Origin of the sequence: Bacillus sp. 275, from assembly GCF_001999205.1 — a bacterium.
Classification (GTDB): Bacteria; Bacillota; Bacilli; order Bacillales; family Bacillaceae; genus Bacillus; species Bacillus velezensis.
Genome location: NZ_CP019626.1, coordinates 1290027 through 1305838 on the forward strand (window position 1 = coordinate 1290027; position 15812 = coordinate 1305838).

The following is a 15812-nucleotide window of genomic DNA, read 5'->3' on the forward strand; positions in this document are numbered from 1 at the left end:
TAGTTTTACCAATAGCCTTGTTTCAGCGTGCTGGCAAACCTTCAAATTCAATGTCAGCCTTCAAAGGTTTCCGATCACGCTGAAAAGATGACAAAATCCTAAAACGAATACTGTTTTAGGATTTTGTCCGCGTATTAATCATCCAGCTGTTCCGCTTTCTCCTTCGGCATGATGACGTGAATATGCCGGTACAGGTTCACGAATTCGCCCGGCAGCATGCCGCCGTACTCGCCGTCCAGGTTCAGCTGCATCTTTTCTGATACATTGACTTTCACACGGTTCGCTTTTGTGTAAATAATGTGCTGATCGTTAATATGATCGCCTCTGAGCGCCATGCTCGCGACTCTGATAAACTCCGCGAGATTGGCTTTTTTCAAAATAATTAAATCAAACATGCCGTCATTTAGGCTGGAATCAGGGGCCAGCTTCTCGAATCCGCCGACCGAGTTGGTCAGCGTCACTAAAAACAGCATAATTTCGCCTTGAAACAGCTTGCCGTCATATTCAATCTCGACTTCTGTCGGTCGAAGTGAAGGCAGCATTTCCATTCCCTTTAAATAATAAGCAAGCTGGCCGAGCATCGTTTTCAGTTTGCTCGGCACATCATACGTCAGCTCCGTCAGACGGCCTCCGCCGGCGATGTTGATAAAATACTGACCGTTCACCTGTCCGATGTCGATCGGGCGGGCTACGCCGTTAATGACGGTATCAGCGGCATTCAGTATATTCTCTCTCGGAATGCCCAGCGCTCTGGCGAAGTCATTTGTCGTGCCGACCGGAATGATGCCGAGTGTCGGGCGTTTGTCTAACGGCGCAAGGCCGTTGACGACTTCATTAATCGTTCCGTCTCCGCCGGCTGCGATAATCAAGTCAAACTCCCGCAAAGCGGCTTCTTTTGCGGCGTTGGTGGCATCCCCCGCGCATGTGGTGGCATGGGTGGAGGTTTCATAACCGGCTTGTTCAAATTTTTGCAGGACCTGGGCAAGATTTTTCTTAAAAAGCTCCCGTCCTGAAGTCGGATTGTATATTATGCGTGCACGTTTCATTATCTCATCATCCTACTTAAGAGTATCCGATCCATTATTAACACTAACAACCTTTAATTATACTATGACTTGAGAAAATCGCAACAATATGTACAGGAATTGCCAGAAGAAAAAAGGCCCCGGCTCCGTTTAAGGAGCCAAGGCCCGCTGTCTTACTCTTCTTCCGTTCCAGGTTTTTTCTTACGAAATTTCGCTAATACTTCATATACGATCGGCACAATCAGAAGGGTAAGCAGAGTCGAACTGATTAAACCGCCGATAACAGTGACACCGAGTCCTTTAGAAATGACCTGGCTTCCGCCTTCGAAGCCCAATGCCAATGGAAGCAGGGCGCCGATTGTCGCGATCGCCGTCATCAGAATCGGACGCAATCTCGTAGAGCCGGCTTCCAGGAGCGCTTCTCTCGTCGATAAGCCTTCCGCTTCTTTATGGATGACGCGGTCAATTAACACAATCGCATTTGTGACGACGATTCCGATCAGCATCAGCATACCGATCATGGCATTCAGACTGATCGTCTCTCCGGATACATACAGTCCGGCTAATGCGCCGATGACTGTAAACGGAAGCGAGAACAGAATCGCAAACGGCGCTAATGCTCCGCCGAACGTGATCACAAGAACGAGGTATACGATGGCGATTGCGGCAAGCATTGCTAAGCCGAGTTTCGTAAAGGAATCAGCAATATCCGCTGATACACCGCCGGTATCAATCGATACATTGTCCGGGTGATCCAGTTTGTCAACTTTCTTTTGAACGGCTGATGACACCTTCGTGACGTTGTCAGAAGTGACGGTTGCCGTTACGTCAGCGTACACTTTGCCGTCGCGTTTGGAAATGGTATCGGATGTCGTGCCGTTTTTCACTTTCGCCACATCGCCGATTTTTACTTCTTGGCCTGCAGGCGATGTGATGGTTTTATCCTCTAATTCTTTTACACTCTTATACTGGTCTTTTTCTGTTTTGATGTTCACATCAAGCTCTTTGCCGTCCTTTTTCACCGTTGTCAAAGGAGACTGTGACGTTTGGGACATCAGGGCTTGGGAGATTTGCGAAGCCGTCAGGCCCTGCTTGCTGAGTTTCTCCTGGTCAGCGACGAACGTGTACTCATCATATGTGCTGGAAAGGCCTGAGTTGACGTCTTTCAGATCTTTCTGCTTTTTCATGATGCCTTCGATGTCTTTGACCGTGCCTTTAATATCAGACTCTGAATCTCCGTACACATAGTACGTTAATTCGTTGTTGTTGCCTGACGAACTGAAATTTTGTGATTTCCATTCGCCGCGGCTGGATGTTTTTTTGATTTCTTTTAAGACATTGTCTTTTTCTTTGTCAAAATCAGGCGTGTCATCCTCGTATTTCACGTAGAACAATGCGCCGTTTGAGCTTCCGCCGAGCGGACTTTGCGAGCCTAATGAATACTGAACGGTATCGACATGTTTGCGTTTAAGCAGCATGTCTTCCGCTTTTTGCGCAGCTTTTTCAGCTTCGCTTTTCGTTTCGCCCGGTTCAGGCGTGTATGTGAGCTGCATCGTTTTGTCCGCTTGCGCAGGCAGGTAGCTCGCGCCGATCAGAGGTACGAGGAACAAACTGCCGACAAGCATCAGAACCGCGATGATAGATGTAATCCATTTATGTCTTAATGACCAATGCAGCACTTTTTTATAGAAATTGGCCAATCTGCCCGGCTTATGCTCTTTCGCTTTAACAGGCGCGCCTGTGAGCGATTTTTTGAATAAGCTGTGCGCAAGCATCGGCACCAGTGTGATCGAAATCAACAGTGATGCGGCAAGCGCGAAGACGATTGTTAATGCAAACGGCATAAACAGTTCGCCGATCTGTCCGCCGACCATGGCAAGCGGCAGGAATACGGCAATGGTTACGATCGTTGATGACATGATCGGTTTAAACATTTCTTTCGTCGCTTCACGCACCAATTGCTTCCCGCGTAAAGGTTCATCTTTCAGCCTCATGCGGCGGTAAATGTTTTCGATCACGACAATCGAGTCGTCGACTACCCGTCCGATGGCGACCGTCATCGCACCGAGCGTCATTATGTTTAATGTGACATCAAGCTGATTCAGCACAAGAAGCGCAATCAGCAGTGACAGCGGGATGGAAACGATAGAAATCATCGTTGATTTAATATCTCTTAAGAATAAGAGAATGATCACGACCGCAAAAATCGCGCCGAAAATCGCTTTGCTTAACATCGTATCCACCGACTCTGTAATCGGCTCTGCCATATCAAGAGTCGAGCTGTACTTGAACCCTTTATGGTCTTTTTTGTATTGATTCAGTTCATCTTTAATCGCATCGGCCACTTCTACCGTGTTGGCGTCATTGGCTTTTACGATATTAATTCCGATGCTGTCCTTTCCGTTCGTGCGGGAAATGGATTCAGCTTTTTTCACATCTTTAATGTCGGCAATGTCAGAAAGCTTGACTGTCGGCACCCCTGCTGACGCGCTTTGCTGTGCCTGCTGCATAGCCTGAGCGTCCGCCGCAGATGCCGCACCGGCTCCGCCCGCTTGACCTTGAGCGGCAGAAGAAGATGTGACCGGAATCCTCATATCTTTCAGATCTTTAATTGACGTAATATCTCCGTTAACGACAACTGATTTTTCTTTGTTGCCGAACGTATACAATCCAAGCGGCGTATTGACGTCAGAGCCTTGGATCACTTTCTTGACGGTATCTTCATCAAGTCCGTACTCTTTCATTTTTTTGTCTTTGAAAGAGAATTCCACCTGCTCTTCCTGCTGTCCGGAAACTTGCACAGACGCAACGCCCTGAATGCCTTCAAGCTTAGGAACGAGAGTGTTTTCCACATTTTTGGTCAGGTCTTCAAGCGAGCTTTTGCCGCTTGTCACACTGAGCGTCAAAATCGGGAAAGAGTTGAGGCTGTAACGGGAAATGTCAGGTTTTTTCGCGTCGTCAGGAAGGCTGACACTGTCCAGCGCTTCAGCGACTTCGGTTTTCGCCTTGTCCATATCCTTGTTGTAATCATATTCAATCATAACCGATGAGACGTTTTCAGAGGATGTGGACGTTACGACGCTCACTCCTTCTAAATTCTGGACCGCCTGCTCGATCGGTTTTGTCACGTCATCCGCAACTTGACTCGGAGCAGCTCCGGGATAAGTCGTATTTACTGAAAGGTAAGGCATGTTGACGTCCGGTATGGATTCCTGCTTCATATTCATACCGGCATACAGCCCTGCTACAGTAACGATAATCGTCATCAGCCAAACTGCGAATTTGTTCTTCAGTACAAAGTTAATAATGTGGTTCATCATGTCCTCCGTTAATTTTTATTGACTGACTGGTCATTCTATATAATACTAAACGGTATAACTCAACATCGTCAACTAATAAGGCAGTAAATTTTTCTAAATTTTTCAGGATTAAGGGGAAGCACGTCATGAACGAAAAAAAAGAGAAAATCATAAAAACAGGCATCCATTTATTTGCCAAAAAAGGGTTTTCTTCAACAACCATTCAGGAAATCGCCGGCGAATGCGGAATTTCAAAAGGAGCCTTCTATCTCCATTTCAAATCAAAAGAAGACCTTTTGCTGTCAGCATGTGAGTATTACATCGGCATGTCTATGGAAGAAATAAAGAAAATCAAAACAGAACATCAGCATAAACCGCCTAAGGACGTATTCCGAAAACAAATCGCATATCAATTCCAGGAATTTATGGAACACAAGGACTTTATCATCCTCTTGCTGAGCGAAAAGGTCATTCCTGAAAATCAAAAGGTCAAACAGTATTTTCATGAGGCCAATATTCAATTTAACATGCTGTATCGGGATGCGTTGCTCTCCGTTTACGGAGATGCCGTCACACCGTTTTTAGCGGATGCGTCCGTTATGGCGCAAGGAATTGTGAGCTCCTATATTCATTTCTTGATTTTTAATGAACATACGGCATTCCGGACGGAAAACGTGGCGGCCTTTCTGATTGCCAGAATTGATGATCTGATTACGGGACTGATAAGAGACAATCCCGATCCGCTGCTGCCTGAGGATATCTTCACTCAGCCCGCGGCGGACAGAGAAAGACTGCTTGCGGATATTCAAAAGATAAAAGCACAGCAGGGGCTGCCTGAGGACGTCCTCGTATCGCTTGAAGTCATTGAAGAGGAATGTGCAAAGGAAGAGCCGCGAAAACCGATTATTAAAGGAATGCTGTCCAACTTGGCAGGCAGCGGAAATGAGCAGATTGAAACGCTGCAGGCTTCCATTGAAACCTATTTCATCTTATAAAAAAAGAGACCGGCGCTTACCGGTCTCCGTGTCAGCAGCGCCCTTAGAGGCGGCTGCTTTTTTTATCGTTTTTTGATTTCTTCAAGTAAGATCTTGTTGACCATCGGCGGGTTGGCCTGTCCTTTTGAGGCTTTCATAATCTGCCCGACAAGGAAGCCGATCGCGCGGTCTTTTCCGTTTTTGAAGTCTTCAATTGACTGCGGGTTGCTGTCAAGCGCATCTGTTACCAGCTTCAGAAGCACGCTTTCGTCAGAAATCTGCACGAGGCCTTTTTCTTTGACGATTTTTTCTGCGTCGCCGCCTTTTTCAATTAATTCTTTAAAGACTTTCTTCGCGATTTTAGACGAGATGGTTCCTTTTTCAATCAGCTTAATCATGCCGGCAAGGCCTTCAGGAGTCAGTGCGACATCCTCAAGCTCTTTTTGTTCGGCGTTCAGGTAAGCTGAGACTTCACCCATCAGCCAGTTTGATGCCTGCTTGGCTTCTGCGCCTTTATTGACCGTTTCTTCGAAGAAATCAGCCATTTCTTTCGTCAGCGTCAGAACCATTGCGTCATAAGCCGGCAGGCCGAGCTCTTCGATATAACGCTTGCGGCGCTCGTCCGGAAGCTCAGGAATGGTTGCTCTTACGCGTTCTTTCCATTCGTCATCGATGTAGAGCTCGACAAGGTCAGGCTCAGGGAAATAGCGATAGTCGTCCGAACCTTCTTTGACACGCATCAAAATGGTTTTTTTCGTCGCTTCATCGTAACGGCGCGTCTCCTGCTGAATGACTCCGCCTGACAGAAGCACCTGCTCCTGGCGTTTTTCTTCATGCTCAAGTCCTTTTTGCACGAACGCGAAGGAGTTCAGGTTTTTCAACTCCGTTTTTGTGCCGAATTTCTCCTGGCCGATCGGACGGAGGGAAATGTTGGCGTCACAGCGCAGTGAACCTTCTTCCATTTTACAGTCGGAAACGCCTGTGTATTGGATAATTGATTTCAGCTTTTCGAGATATGCGTAAGCTTCCTCCGGTGTGCGGATATCCGGCTCAGATACAATCTCGACAAGCGGCGTGCCCTGGCGGTTGAAGTCAACGAGGGAATAGCCGTCGCCCGTATGCGTCAGTTTTCCCGCATCTTCTTCAAGGTGAAGACGGGTAATGCCGATTTTTTTCGTTTTTCCGCCGACTTCGATTTCGATCCAGCCGTTTTCGCCGATCGGCTTGTCAAATTGAGAAATTTGATATGCCTTCGGGTTGTCCGGATAGAAATAGTTTTTTCGGTCAAACTTCGTATCCGTTGCGATTTCGCAGTTCAAAGCCATTGCGGCTTTCATCGCGAATTCGACCGCTTCTTTGTTCAAAACGGGCAGCACGCCGGGATAGCCGAGGTCGATGACGCTCGTTTGGGTATTCGCTTCCGCGCCGAATGGCGTCGGTGAGCTTGAGAAAATTTTAGATTTTGTTTTTAATTCCACATGGACTTCAAGTCCGATTACCGTTTCAAAGTTCACTTCATTTCACCCCTTACAGTTCAGGTTTCGCTTTATGATGATCTGTTGCCTGCTCAAAAGCATGAGCGACGCGGTATACAGTGCCTTCATCGAAGTGTTTTCCGATGATTTGCAGTCCGAGCGGCAGTCCGTCCGCAAATCCGCACGGCACGCTGATTCCCGGCACACCCGCGAGGTTGACAGGGATCGTTAAAATATCGTTGGCGTACATTGTGAGCGGATCGCTGGTTTTTTCGCCGATTTTGAATGCCGGTGTCGGCGTTGTCGGTCCGACGATGACATCGTATTTCTCAAATACGTCTTCAAAATCTTTCTTAATAAGCGTGCGCACTTTTTGCGCTTTTTTGTAATACGCGTCATAGTAGCCGGAGCTGAGCGCGAAGGTGCCGAGCATGATGCGGCGCTTCACTTCATTGCCGAAGCCTTCAGAGCGTGTCTGTTTATAAAGGTCGATCAGGTTGTCCGCATTGTCTGAGCGGTAGCCGTAGCGGATGCCGTCAAAGCGCGCAAGGTTTGCAGACGCTTCGGAAGAAGACAGCAGATAATACGTCGCAAGCGCGTATTTGCTGTGCGGCAGAGATACTTCTTCCCATGTCGCTCCGAGGTCTTCAAGCACTTTTAAAGCGGCTAAAACCGATTCTTTCGCTTCTTTGCCGACGCCTTCTCCGAGATATTCTTTCGGTACGGCGATTTTTAAGCCTTTAATATCGCCAGTTAATGAAGAAAGAAAGTCCGGCACTTCGACATTGGCGCTCGTAGAGTCCATTTTGTCCGGGCCTGAAATCGCCTGAAGCAGGAATGCGTTATCTTCTACGGTTCTTGTGATCGGTCCGATCTGGTCCAGTGAAGACGCAAAAGCGACCAAACCGTAACGCGACACGCGTCCGTATGTAGGCTTTAATCCGACGACGCCGCAGAAAGAAGCCGGCTGGCGGATGGAGCCGCCCGTATCAGATCCGAGTGAAAACGGCACTTCGCCCGCGGCAACCGCCGCTGCGGAACCGCCGCTTGATCCGCCGGGAACCGTATCGAGATTCCAAGGGTTTTTCGTCGCTTTGTACGCGGAGTTTTCAGTAGAAGAACCCATCGCGAACTCATCCATATTCAGCTTTCCGATCGTGACGGCTTCAGCGGCTTGAAGGCGCTCCACAACCGTCGCATCGTAAATCGGATCGAAGTTTTCGAGGATTTTGCTTGAGCATGTTGTGCGAAGCCCTTTGGTCACGATGTTGTCCTTGACGCCGATCGGCATTCCGAAGAGAAGACCGTGTTCAGACCGTCCGTCAACCGCTTCGTCAAGTTCTTTCGCGTAAGCGCGGGCTCTTTCTTCATCAAGCTGTAAAAACGCCTGCACCTTATCATCCACGGATGCGATCCGTTTGTAAGATTCATCAACAAGATCGGAAATCTTGATTTCTTTTTTATGTATCATTTGTTTCAGTTCTGTGATTTTGTGATCAAATAATGACATACTGTCTCCCTCCTTTAATCCAGAATAGATGGCACACGGACATAGCCGTCTTTATGATCGGGAGCATTTTTCATGACATCCTCGACCGGAAGGCCTTTACCCGCTTCATCTTCTCTCATTACGTTTTTCATTTTCAGCACGTGTGTTGTCGGTTCCACGTTATCCGTGTCCACTTCATTAAGCTCCTCGGCAAACGAGATGATGCTGTCAAGCTGTTCTGTGAACATTTCAGCTTCTTCATCCGTAATGGCGAGTCTCGCCAAATGAGCGACATGCTTTACTTCTTCTATAGAAATTCGTGACATAAGATCCACCTCCGCATAATTCTCCGTTTCGTCATATAATACTGATCATATCAAAAACGAGCCCTCTAAAGCAACAAAACGCCGCCTTCTGAGGCATGATGAAACCCTCTCTATTTTATCCTAAATCGGGGAGAAAGAGAAACGAATTATATGTCAGAAAATTTTTACTTTTATAATTTATTGGTAGCGTTTTCATCTCTAAGCTGTTCTATGTTGGCGGGGGTTTTTTCCTTGAGCGGGCCAGGTTTCGAGAGTTGATTGATCGGGGATACTTTGTTAGGTTTAGTAACCATAGCCAGCACTGAATCATGCGATCCGCATGGAATGATGACTAAAGGCTGGATCGCCGGCGCATATTCCGGCACTACTAATCTACAGAGGTGATGCAACATTTACATGAAAGAAGAGAGGGTCCAAAAACGTGAGTATTGAACTAATTATATCTCTTGGCATTTACTTTGCTGCCATGCTGTTAATCGGCTGGTACGCATTCAGGAAGACAACGAATATTAATGATTACATGCTGGGCGGAAGAGGACTCGGCCCGTTCGTAACGGCGCTGTCCGCAGGTGCGGCCGATATGAGCGCATGGATGCTGATGGGAGTTCCCGGCGCAATGTTCGCAACGGGGTTATCGACCTTATGGCTGGCGCTCGGTTTGACGATCGGCGCGTATTCAAATTATCTGCTGCTTGCTCCGAGGCTGCGCGCTTACACGGAAGTTGCGGATGATGCGATTACGATTCCCGATTTTTTCGATAAACGGTTCCGCCACTCGTCATCATTGCTGAAAATTGTTTCCGCCGTGATTATTATGATCTTTTTCACACTGTACACATCGTCCGGGATGGTATCCGGAGGCAGGTTATTTGAATCGGCATTCGGCGCCGACTACAAATTCGGTTTGTTTTTAACGGCCTGTGTTGTTGTGCTTTACACGCTGTTTGGCGGTTTCCTCGCTGTCAGTCTGACTGACTTTGTACAGGGAGCGATCATGTTTGCGGCATTAGTGCTTGTGCCGATCGTTGCTTTTACCCAGCTCGGGAGCGTTTCAACGACGATTGATTCGATCAACGCCGTTAACCCGAAACTATTGGATATCTTTAAAGGCGCGAGCGTCATTAGCATTATTTCATACTTGGCATGGGGACTCGGCTATTACGGCCAGCCTCATATCATCGTACGATTTATGGCGATTAAAGAAGTGAAAGATTTAAAACCCGCCCGCAGAATCGGGATGAGCTGGATGGCTATTTCAGTTGTCGGTTCATTGCTTACCGGGATTATCGGGGTTGCGTATTCTCATCACTTCGGAGTCTCCGTAAAAGATCCGGAAACGATTTTCATTATTTTTTCTAAAATCTTGTTCCATCCGCTGATTACGGGCTTCTTGCTGTCCGCGATTTTAGCGGCGATCATGAGTTCCATTTCCTCACAGCTTCTCGTAACGGCAAGCGCCATTACGGAAGATTTATACCGCGCCTTTTTCAGACGGGAAGCGAGCGATAAAGAATTGGTCATGACCGGACGCCTGTCGGTATTGATCGTGGCCGTTATCGCCATTTTGCTTTCCATGAATCCGAACAGCACCATTCTTGATCTGGTCGGATATGCGTGGGCAGGCTTCGGTTCGGCTATCGGCCCGGCGCTCTTGCTCAGTCTGTACTGGAAACGGATGAATGAATGGGGAGCGCTTGCGGCGATGATTACCGGGGCCGCGGCCGTTTTAATCTGGATCACGACAGGGCTTGCCGCTTCAACCGGCGTATACGAAATCATTCCGGGGTTCTTCCTCAGTCTGATTGCCGGTATTGCCGTCAGCCTGCTGACCAAAAAACCGGCCGATGCTTCTTATCAGCTGTTCAGCCGGATGGAAGCTCTTTTGAAAAACAAGAAATAGACAAAAAGCCGTCAGATTTTATCCCTGACGGCTTTTTTCTTCCGCACTTGTCCTGCTATAAATACTGTGAGAAAATCATATCAATTTATTATAAGAAAAATTGCGGAGGTGCTGTGCAAATTGAGCTGGCCTATCGAACCAGACATTTTATTAAAGCTGGGCATTGCCACGCTGATCGGCATGATCATCGGTCTTGAACGCGAGCTGAAAAACAAACCGCTCGGACTGAAAACCTGTATCGTCATCGCCGTCAGCTCCTGTATGCTGACGATCGTCAGCATTAATGCGGCATATCATTTCCCAAAATATTACCGTATCATGATGGATCCGCTCCGCCTTCCCGCCCAAATCATTTCCGGCGTCGGTTTTATCGGCGCGGGCGTGATCCTGCGTAAGAGCAATGACGTCATATCCGGCCTGACGACATCGGCCATCATCTGGGGCGCAGCCGGGCTCGGTCTGGCTACAGGCGCCGGCTTTTATAAAGAGGCGTTCGCAAGCCTCTTGTTTATCCTGATCAGTGTCGAATTTCTTCCGTGGCTGATCAGAAAAATCGGTCCCAACCGCTTGAAGGAAAAAGATATCCGCGTGAGAATGTCTCTTTCCGATAAAGACAAAATGACCGAGATTTTAAAGGAAATGAAAAGCAAACAGCTCCGCATTCACTCCGTCCGGATTGATGATCTGGGCGAAAAAGAATTTCCGATTATGGAAGTGAAAGTCAGTGTTCATAAAAACCGCTACACCACTGACGTCTATTATGATATTAAAGAAATTCAGGGTGTCGTCGGAGTGAAGTGTGATACGTTATAAAAAACGCCGGGCTGGATTCAGCCGGCGTTTTTCTATTTATACGAATGCAGAAAAGTTATACTCCGTAATCGGGGTTTCGTTTTCGATATCGCGCCTGAAGGTCTTCAGCATCTCAAGTTCCTCGTCCCCGAGTGCATTGAGGTCAAACGCCTGATGCAATAATCCGTAGATCAGCATATGGCGCAGCCGGAGGAAATCCGGGATGTGTTCAAGCCAGGCGGGATCAAGGTCATTTTCTTCTCTGTAGCCTTTCATAAAGTGAGTCATGAATTCACCCGTAAACGCGGCCTTGTCTTCATACGGGATGACCGGATACCACAACATGTTGTACAGCAGAATACTGATATCATTCACAAACCAATTGTAGCCGATATCATCAAAATCAAAAGCAGTGATTTTTCCGTTGTCCCAATTGAAATTGCCGTGGTGCAGATCGGCGTGCACAAGGCCGTAGTTTTCAGGGTTCTTCGGCAAACGGCGCAGTTTTTCCATTAGAGCATCCGCCCGCTCAAATACGAGATGCTGATCTGCGGGTACGTATTTTCTCAGCTTCAGCTGCTCCTCTTCATCCCATTCCTGCCTTTTATATAACGGATCGCTCAGACGGTAGCTTTTCGTCAGCCGGTGCATGTTCCCCGTGTACTTTCCAAGCTCGTAAAACAGGGTTCCGTTCCAGTCTGATTCCTCCACTTTGCGTCCGGGCGCTTTTTCATAGACTCTTACTAAAAACGCTCCGCCTTTTCCATCCGGCACTTCTTCGACATCTTTGCCATTTAATGAAGGAATCGGCTTTGCTGCTGAAAGCCCTCCCCTTGCCAGATGATGAAGCCATTCCATTTCTCCGAGAATATATTCCGGTGTTCTTCTGATCGTATGCGTAATTTTTAAGATATACGGTTCGTTATCTTTCACAATTTCATATACGTAGTTCTCTGCGTCCGCAATAAATTGAAATTTGGTAAAGCCGTATATTTCACCGGCCTCAGCCAGCACCTTATCTTCCTCAAAAATCGCTTTAATATCTTTATGCATGCTGATTCACCCTTTTCATAACGTTTGTAGGCGGTGTGTGTACTCAGCAAATGTCATTCATCAACATTCCTGCCCTTCTTTTTTCACAGCAGATTAGTAACATCCGCTTAGAAATGAAATGTGTTTTCCTGTTAATTCCTGATTATACAAATATCTTAACATACCTCATTCCTCGCTCCAACGATATTCACAATAAAAAAACCCTTGCTCATACAGAAATGAACAAGGGCATCTTGGTTAATCGTAAATATGGACGGTCGGTTCTTTGTCACCCGCATTGCGGACGATCAGCGCTTCCTGCCCGTCAGACGAGGTAATGTTAATTTCGACATCAACTGAGCCTTTTGAATAATAATCCATCAGCTCACCTGTTAAGTATTGGGTGAAGGCGATGACTTCGCTTTTCCCGTAAAATTGCATCGGGATTTCAATCTTCATTTTTCTCATTTCATCGTTTTCGTACATTGCCGTTCCGACGACTCCGGTGTAATTCGGGAAGTAGCTGTCGATGGCGTTTTTGAAGCGTTTAAATACTTCGGAATCATCAGGGTATTTCTTTGCCGTGTCTGTATCCGCCGGATAGAAGACGTACTTTTCTTTGACATCATCCCAGTTTGAAATGGTGGATGAGCCGGCTTTGACTTCTGTTTTTGCAATGTAATTCCCCGGTACGATTGATGTTTTCGGCGCTTGTTTATAAAGGGCGACGGTAATCGGCACATTTTTCAGGTTATCCATTTTCCGAAGGCGGTTAACGACTTCCTGGGCGATTTCTTCACCGTGGCTGCGGATCGTTTTGTCGCTGAGCTCCACTTCCTGCTGCGGATCACCTGTGTTTTCACGGTAATAGTATACAGAGTTGAGAGCGAGACCGATCATGATACCGCCAAGCTGGATGGAATTTTTATCTTTTCTTACTAAGTAATCCTGCTCAAGCATGGACGCTAAGTAAATCGGGCTGTTTTCATTTTTCTCTTTTGCCGATCCCGAGCTTGGCAGCACGGGGTTTAAGCCGAGATTCTGGAAATTGGCGTCTGCCTTTTTCGCCTTTTTCAGATCACTGCCCTCTTTTTTGCGGTCAAGCCAGCTGAGTACCGTGTCCTCATCTAAATACTGGCCTTCCTGATACAAATAGTCATCCGTCGGGAACGTGTCTTGAGCGAGCCGCATCAGACCCGTCTCGAATTCATCGATGTCCAGCCTCGTGTTCAGCCGGTCCGCGGTCAGGCCGCGCGCTTTTCCGGCCTTAAACGGGAGCACCATTTTATAGTAGGAATCAGAGATATTATATTTCGGTATGATCGCTTTTTCAGAAGACTTTGCCGTTTTCTGCGTGATCTCTTCCTCTTTTTTTCCCCCGAAACTCGGCGAACAGGCCGACAGCATGAGTACTGCCGCCGTTGCCGTCGCCGCCAATGCCAACATCTTTTTCAATAGAAAACACTCCTCTTATTTCTTTAGCTCTCCCAATAGCTGTGCTTCATTCCATACTTCAATGTTTAATTCCTGCGCTTTTGTCAGCTTGCTTCCGGCCGCTTCTCCGGCAATCAGCAAGTCTGTTTTTTTGCTGACAGATCCCGTCAGCTTTCCGCCGAGCGCTTCAATCTGCGCCTTGGCTTCATTTCTGGACAGCTCTTCAAGCTTTCCGGTTAATACGATGGTTTTGCCGGCAAAATAAGAGTCGCTGTCCTCCGCTTTTACTTTTTTCGGGCCTTTGTAGAGTGTGTTCACACCGAGTTCCTCAAGCTCATTCAATAGCTCAAGCATTTCTTCTTTGCGGAAATAGGTGATAACGGCATCGGCCATCTTTTCGCCGATTTCATCTACCGCAAGCAGCTCTTCTTCCGTGGCTTGTTTCAGATTTTCCAGGCTTTCAAAATGCATGGCGAGTGTTTTGGCCGCTTTTGAGCCGATAAAACGGATGCCGAGACCGAACAGCAGGCGCTCCAGCGAATTCTCTTTCGACTTTTGGATGGAGCTGATCAGATTGTCAGTTGATTTTTCCCCCATCCGCTCAAGCCGGATGACCTGCTCTTTCGTCAGCTTATACAAATCAGCGACATTACGGACGAGATGTTCACGGAAAAGCTGTGTGATGACACGTTCTCCGAGTCCGTCAATATTCATCGCGTTGCGTGAGACAAAGTGAATCAGGCCTTCTCTGATCTGCGCCGGACATTCCGGATTGATGCAACGCAGCGCGACTTCCCCTTCAATGCGGACAAGTTCGCTTTCGCACTCAGGGCAGCTGGTCGGCATATTGAATTCCTTTTCTTCCCCGGACCGCTGTTCGATTAAGACATTGACGACCTCAGGGATGATGTCGCCCGCTTTTTTGACGACCACTTTATCGAGAATGCGGATATCCTTCTCTTTAATTAAATCTTCGTTGTGAAGGGATGCTCTTGAGACCGTCGTTCCCGCGACTTTTACCGGTTCCAGAACGGCGGTCGGCGTAATGACGCCCGTTCTTCCGACATTCAGTTCGATATCGAGCAGTTTTGTCACGACCTCTTCCGCCGGGAATTTATAAGCAATCGCCCAGCGCGGGCTTTTTGCCGTATACCCGAGCTCTTCCTGCTGGTCGAGCGAATCGACTTTGATGACGATTCCGTCAATTTCATACGGGAGATCGGCCCGCTTCGCCTGCAGCTCTTCGATCATTTCAATGACTTCATCTATCGTGGCGCATTTTTTCCGTTCCTGGTTTGTTTTAAAACCGAGCTCATCCAGAAAATTCAGGCCCTGACTCTGTGTTTCCACACCCATCTCGTCAAGCTCCGCTATACTGTAGACGAAGATGTCAAGATTTCGTTTCGCTGCAATTTTCGGATCGAGCTGTCTGAGTGAGCCCGCAGCCGCGTTCCGGGGATTTGCGAACGGCTCCTCTTCATGTTTCAGCCTTTCTTCATTGAGCGCTTCAAATGACTGTTTCGGCATGTACGCCTCTCCGCGCACTTCTATGGAAAGATTCCGTTTCATTTTCAGCGGAATGTTGCGGATCGTTTTTAAGTTTTCCGTGATATCTTCGCCCGTCGTTCCGTCTCCTCTTGTCGCGCCTCTGACGAAATAGCCGTCTTCATAACGGAGAGAAACAGCAAGACCGTCTATTTTCAGCTCCACATTATAAGCGACGCCGTCACCGACAGCCTGACGGACCCGGCGGTCAAAATCGCGGAGATCATCATCGTTAAATGCGTTGCCGAGACTGAGCATCGGCGTGCCGTGCTGCACCTTTTGAAACGATTCAAGCACCGCTCCCCCGACCCGCTGTGTGGGCGAATCAGGCGTTCTGAGCTCCGGGTGCTCTTCCTCTATGGCAATCAGCTCCTGCATCAGTCTGTCGTACTCGGAATCCGGCACGCTCGGTTCATCTAAGGTGTAATATTCATAACTGTACTGATCGATGGTGCGGCGCAATTCTTCTGCCCGGTGTTTCGCTGTTTCTTTGTCCATCATGTTCTTCCTTTCCTCTTCAG

At 47.7% G+C, this 15812-nt stretch carries 11 protein-coding genes; 3 read left to right on the top strand and 8 right to left on the bottom strand.

The window, feature by feature from the left end:
- Positions 1-134 precede the first annotated feature (134 nt).
- Positions 135-1046, bottom strand: a complete 912-nt coding sequence (locus BZ167_RS06020; RefSeq protein WP_015239327.1) for a diacylglycerol kinase — start codon at positions 1044-1046, stop codon at positions 135-137.
- A 152-nt stretch (positions 1047-1198) separates the two neighbouring features.
- Complete coding sequence (locus BZ167_RS06025; RefSeq protein ID WP_015239326.1) at positions 1199-4342, bottom strand: efflux RND transporter permease subunit; 3144 nt, start codon at positions 4340-4342, stop codon at positions 1199-1201.
- 128 nt (positions 4343-4470) lie between these two features.
- Between BZ167_RS06025 and BZ167_RS06030 the strand changes: the two genes are divergently transcribed.
- Positions 4471-5319, top strand: a complete 849-nt coding sequence (locus BZ167_RS06030; RefSeq protein ID WP_015416983.1) for a TetR/AcrR family transcriptional regulator — start codon at positions 4471-4473, stop codon at positions 5317-5319.
- 62 nt (positions 5320-5381) lie between these two features.
- Here BZ167_RS06030 and gatB read toward each other — a convergent pair whose 3' ends face one another.
- From gatB to gatC, 3 genes are read right to left on the bottom strand one after another with little or no spacing between them, the layout of a single operon-like run.
- Positions 5382-6812, bottom strand: coding sequence for an Asp-tRNA(Asn)/Glu-tRNA(Gln) amidotransferase subunit GatB (gene gatB, locus BZ167_RS06035; RefSeq protein WP_003155730.1), 1431 nt, complete (start codon positions 6810-6812; stop codon positions 5382-5384).
- Between the two features lie 13 nt (positions 6813-6825).
- Entirely contained in the window at positions 6826-8283 is a 1458-nt protein-coding gene (gene gatA / locus BZ167_RS06040; RefSeq protein ID WP_007408915.1) for an Asp-tRNA(Asn)/Glu-tRNA(Gln) amidotransferase subunit GatA, read from the bottom strand.
- 14 nt (positions 8284-8297) lie between these two features.
- Complete coding sequence (gatC, locus tag BZ167_RS06045) at positions 8298-8588, bottom strand: Asp-tRNA(Asn)/Glu-tRNA(Gln) amidotransferase subunit GatC (protein WP_003155732.1); 291 nt, start codon at positions 8586-8588, stop codon at positions 8298-8300.
- Between the two features lie 421 nt (positions 8589-9009).
- On the opposite strand from gatC, the gene putP reads away from it, so the two are divergent.
- The gene (gene putP, locus BZ167_RS06050; RefSeq protein WP_015416982.1) at positions 9010-10488 is read left to right on the top strand and encodes a sodium/proline symporter PutP; all 1479 of its coding nucleotides are present in this window, start codon (positions 9010-9012) and stop codon (positions 10486-10488) included.
- A gap of 180 nt (positions 10489-10668) precedes the next feature.
- Positions 10669-11301 carry an MgtC/SapB family protein gene (locus BZ167_RS06055; protein ID WP_228841468.1) on the top strand — a complete coding sequence of 211 codons (633 nt, stop codon included), beginning with the start codon at positions 10669-10671 and terminating at the stop codon, positions 11299-11301.
- A 36-nt stretch (positions 11302-11337) separates the two neighbouring features.
- On the opposite strand, the gene BZ167_RS06060 is transcribed toward BZ167_RS06055, so the two are convergent.
- From BZ167_RS06060 to ligA, 3 genes are all read right to left on the bottom strand, one after another.
- Positions 11338-12333 (bottom strand): phosphotransferase enzyme family protein, encoded by a 996-nt coding sequence (locus tag BZ167_RS06060; RefSeq protein ID WP_015416981.1) that lies wholly within the window; start codon positions 12331-12333, stop codon positions 11338-11340.
- 237 nt (positions 12334-12570) lie between these two features.
- Positions 12571-13767: a CamS family sex pheromone protein gene (locus tag BZ167_RS06065; RefSeq protein WP_040238424.1), complete on the bottom strand. Its 1197-nt coding sequence runs from the start codon at positions 13765-13767 to the stop codon at positions 12571-12573.
- 15 nt (positions 13768-13782) lie between these two features.
- Entirely contained in the window at positions 13783-15789 is a 2007-nt protein-coding gene (ligA, locus tag BZ167_RS06070) for an NAD-dependent DNA ligase LigA (protein ID WP_061890465.1), read from the bottom strand.
- Positions 15790-15812 lie beyond the last annotated feature (23 nt).

Coding starts and splice junctions, on each gene's coding strand:
- ligA (WP_061890465.1), bottom strand. CDS start 15,789: ATGGACAAAGAAACAGCGAAACACCGGGCAGAAGAATTGCGCCGCACC.
- BZ167_RS06055 (WP_228841468.1), top strand. CDS start 10,669: ATGATCATCGGTCTTGAACGCGAGCTGAAAAACAAACCGCTCGGACTG.
- BZ167_RS06030 (WP_015416983.1), top strand. CDS start 4,471: ATGAACGAAAAAAAAGAGAAAATCATAAAAACAGGCATCCATTTATTT.
- BZ167_RS06060 (WP_015416981.1), bottom strand. CDS start 12,333: ATGCATAAAGATATTAAAGCGATTTTTGAGGAAGATAAGGTGCTGGCT.
- BZ167_RS06020 (WP_015239327.1), bottom strand. CDS start 1,046: ATGAAACGTGCACGCATAATATACAATCCGACTTCAGGACGGGAGCTT.
- BZ167_RS06025 (WP_015239326.1), bottom strand. CDS start 4,342: ATGAACCACATTATTAACTTTGTACTGAAGAACAAATTCGCAGTTTGG.
- gatA (WP_007408915.1), bottom strand. CDS start 8,283: ATGTCATTATTTGATCACAAAATCACAGAACTGAAACAAATGATACAT.
- gatC (WP_003155732.1), bottom strand. CDS start 8,588: ATGTCACGAATTTCTATAGAAGAAGTAAAGCATGTCGCTCATTTGGCG.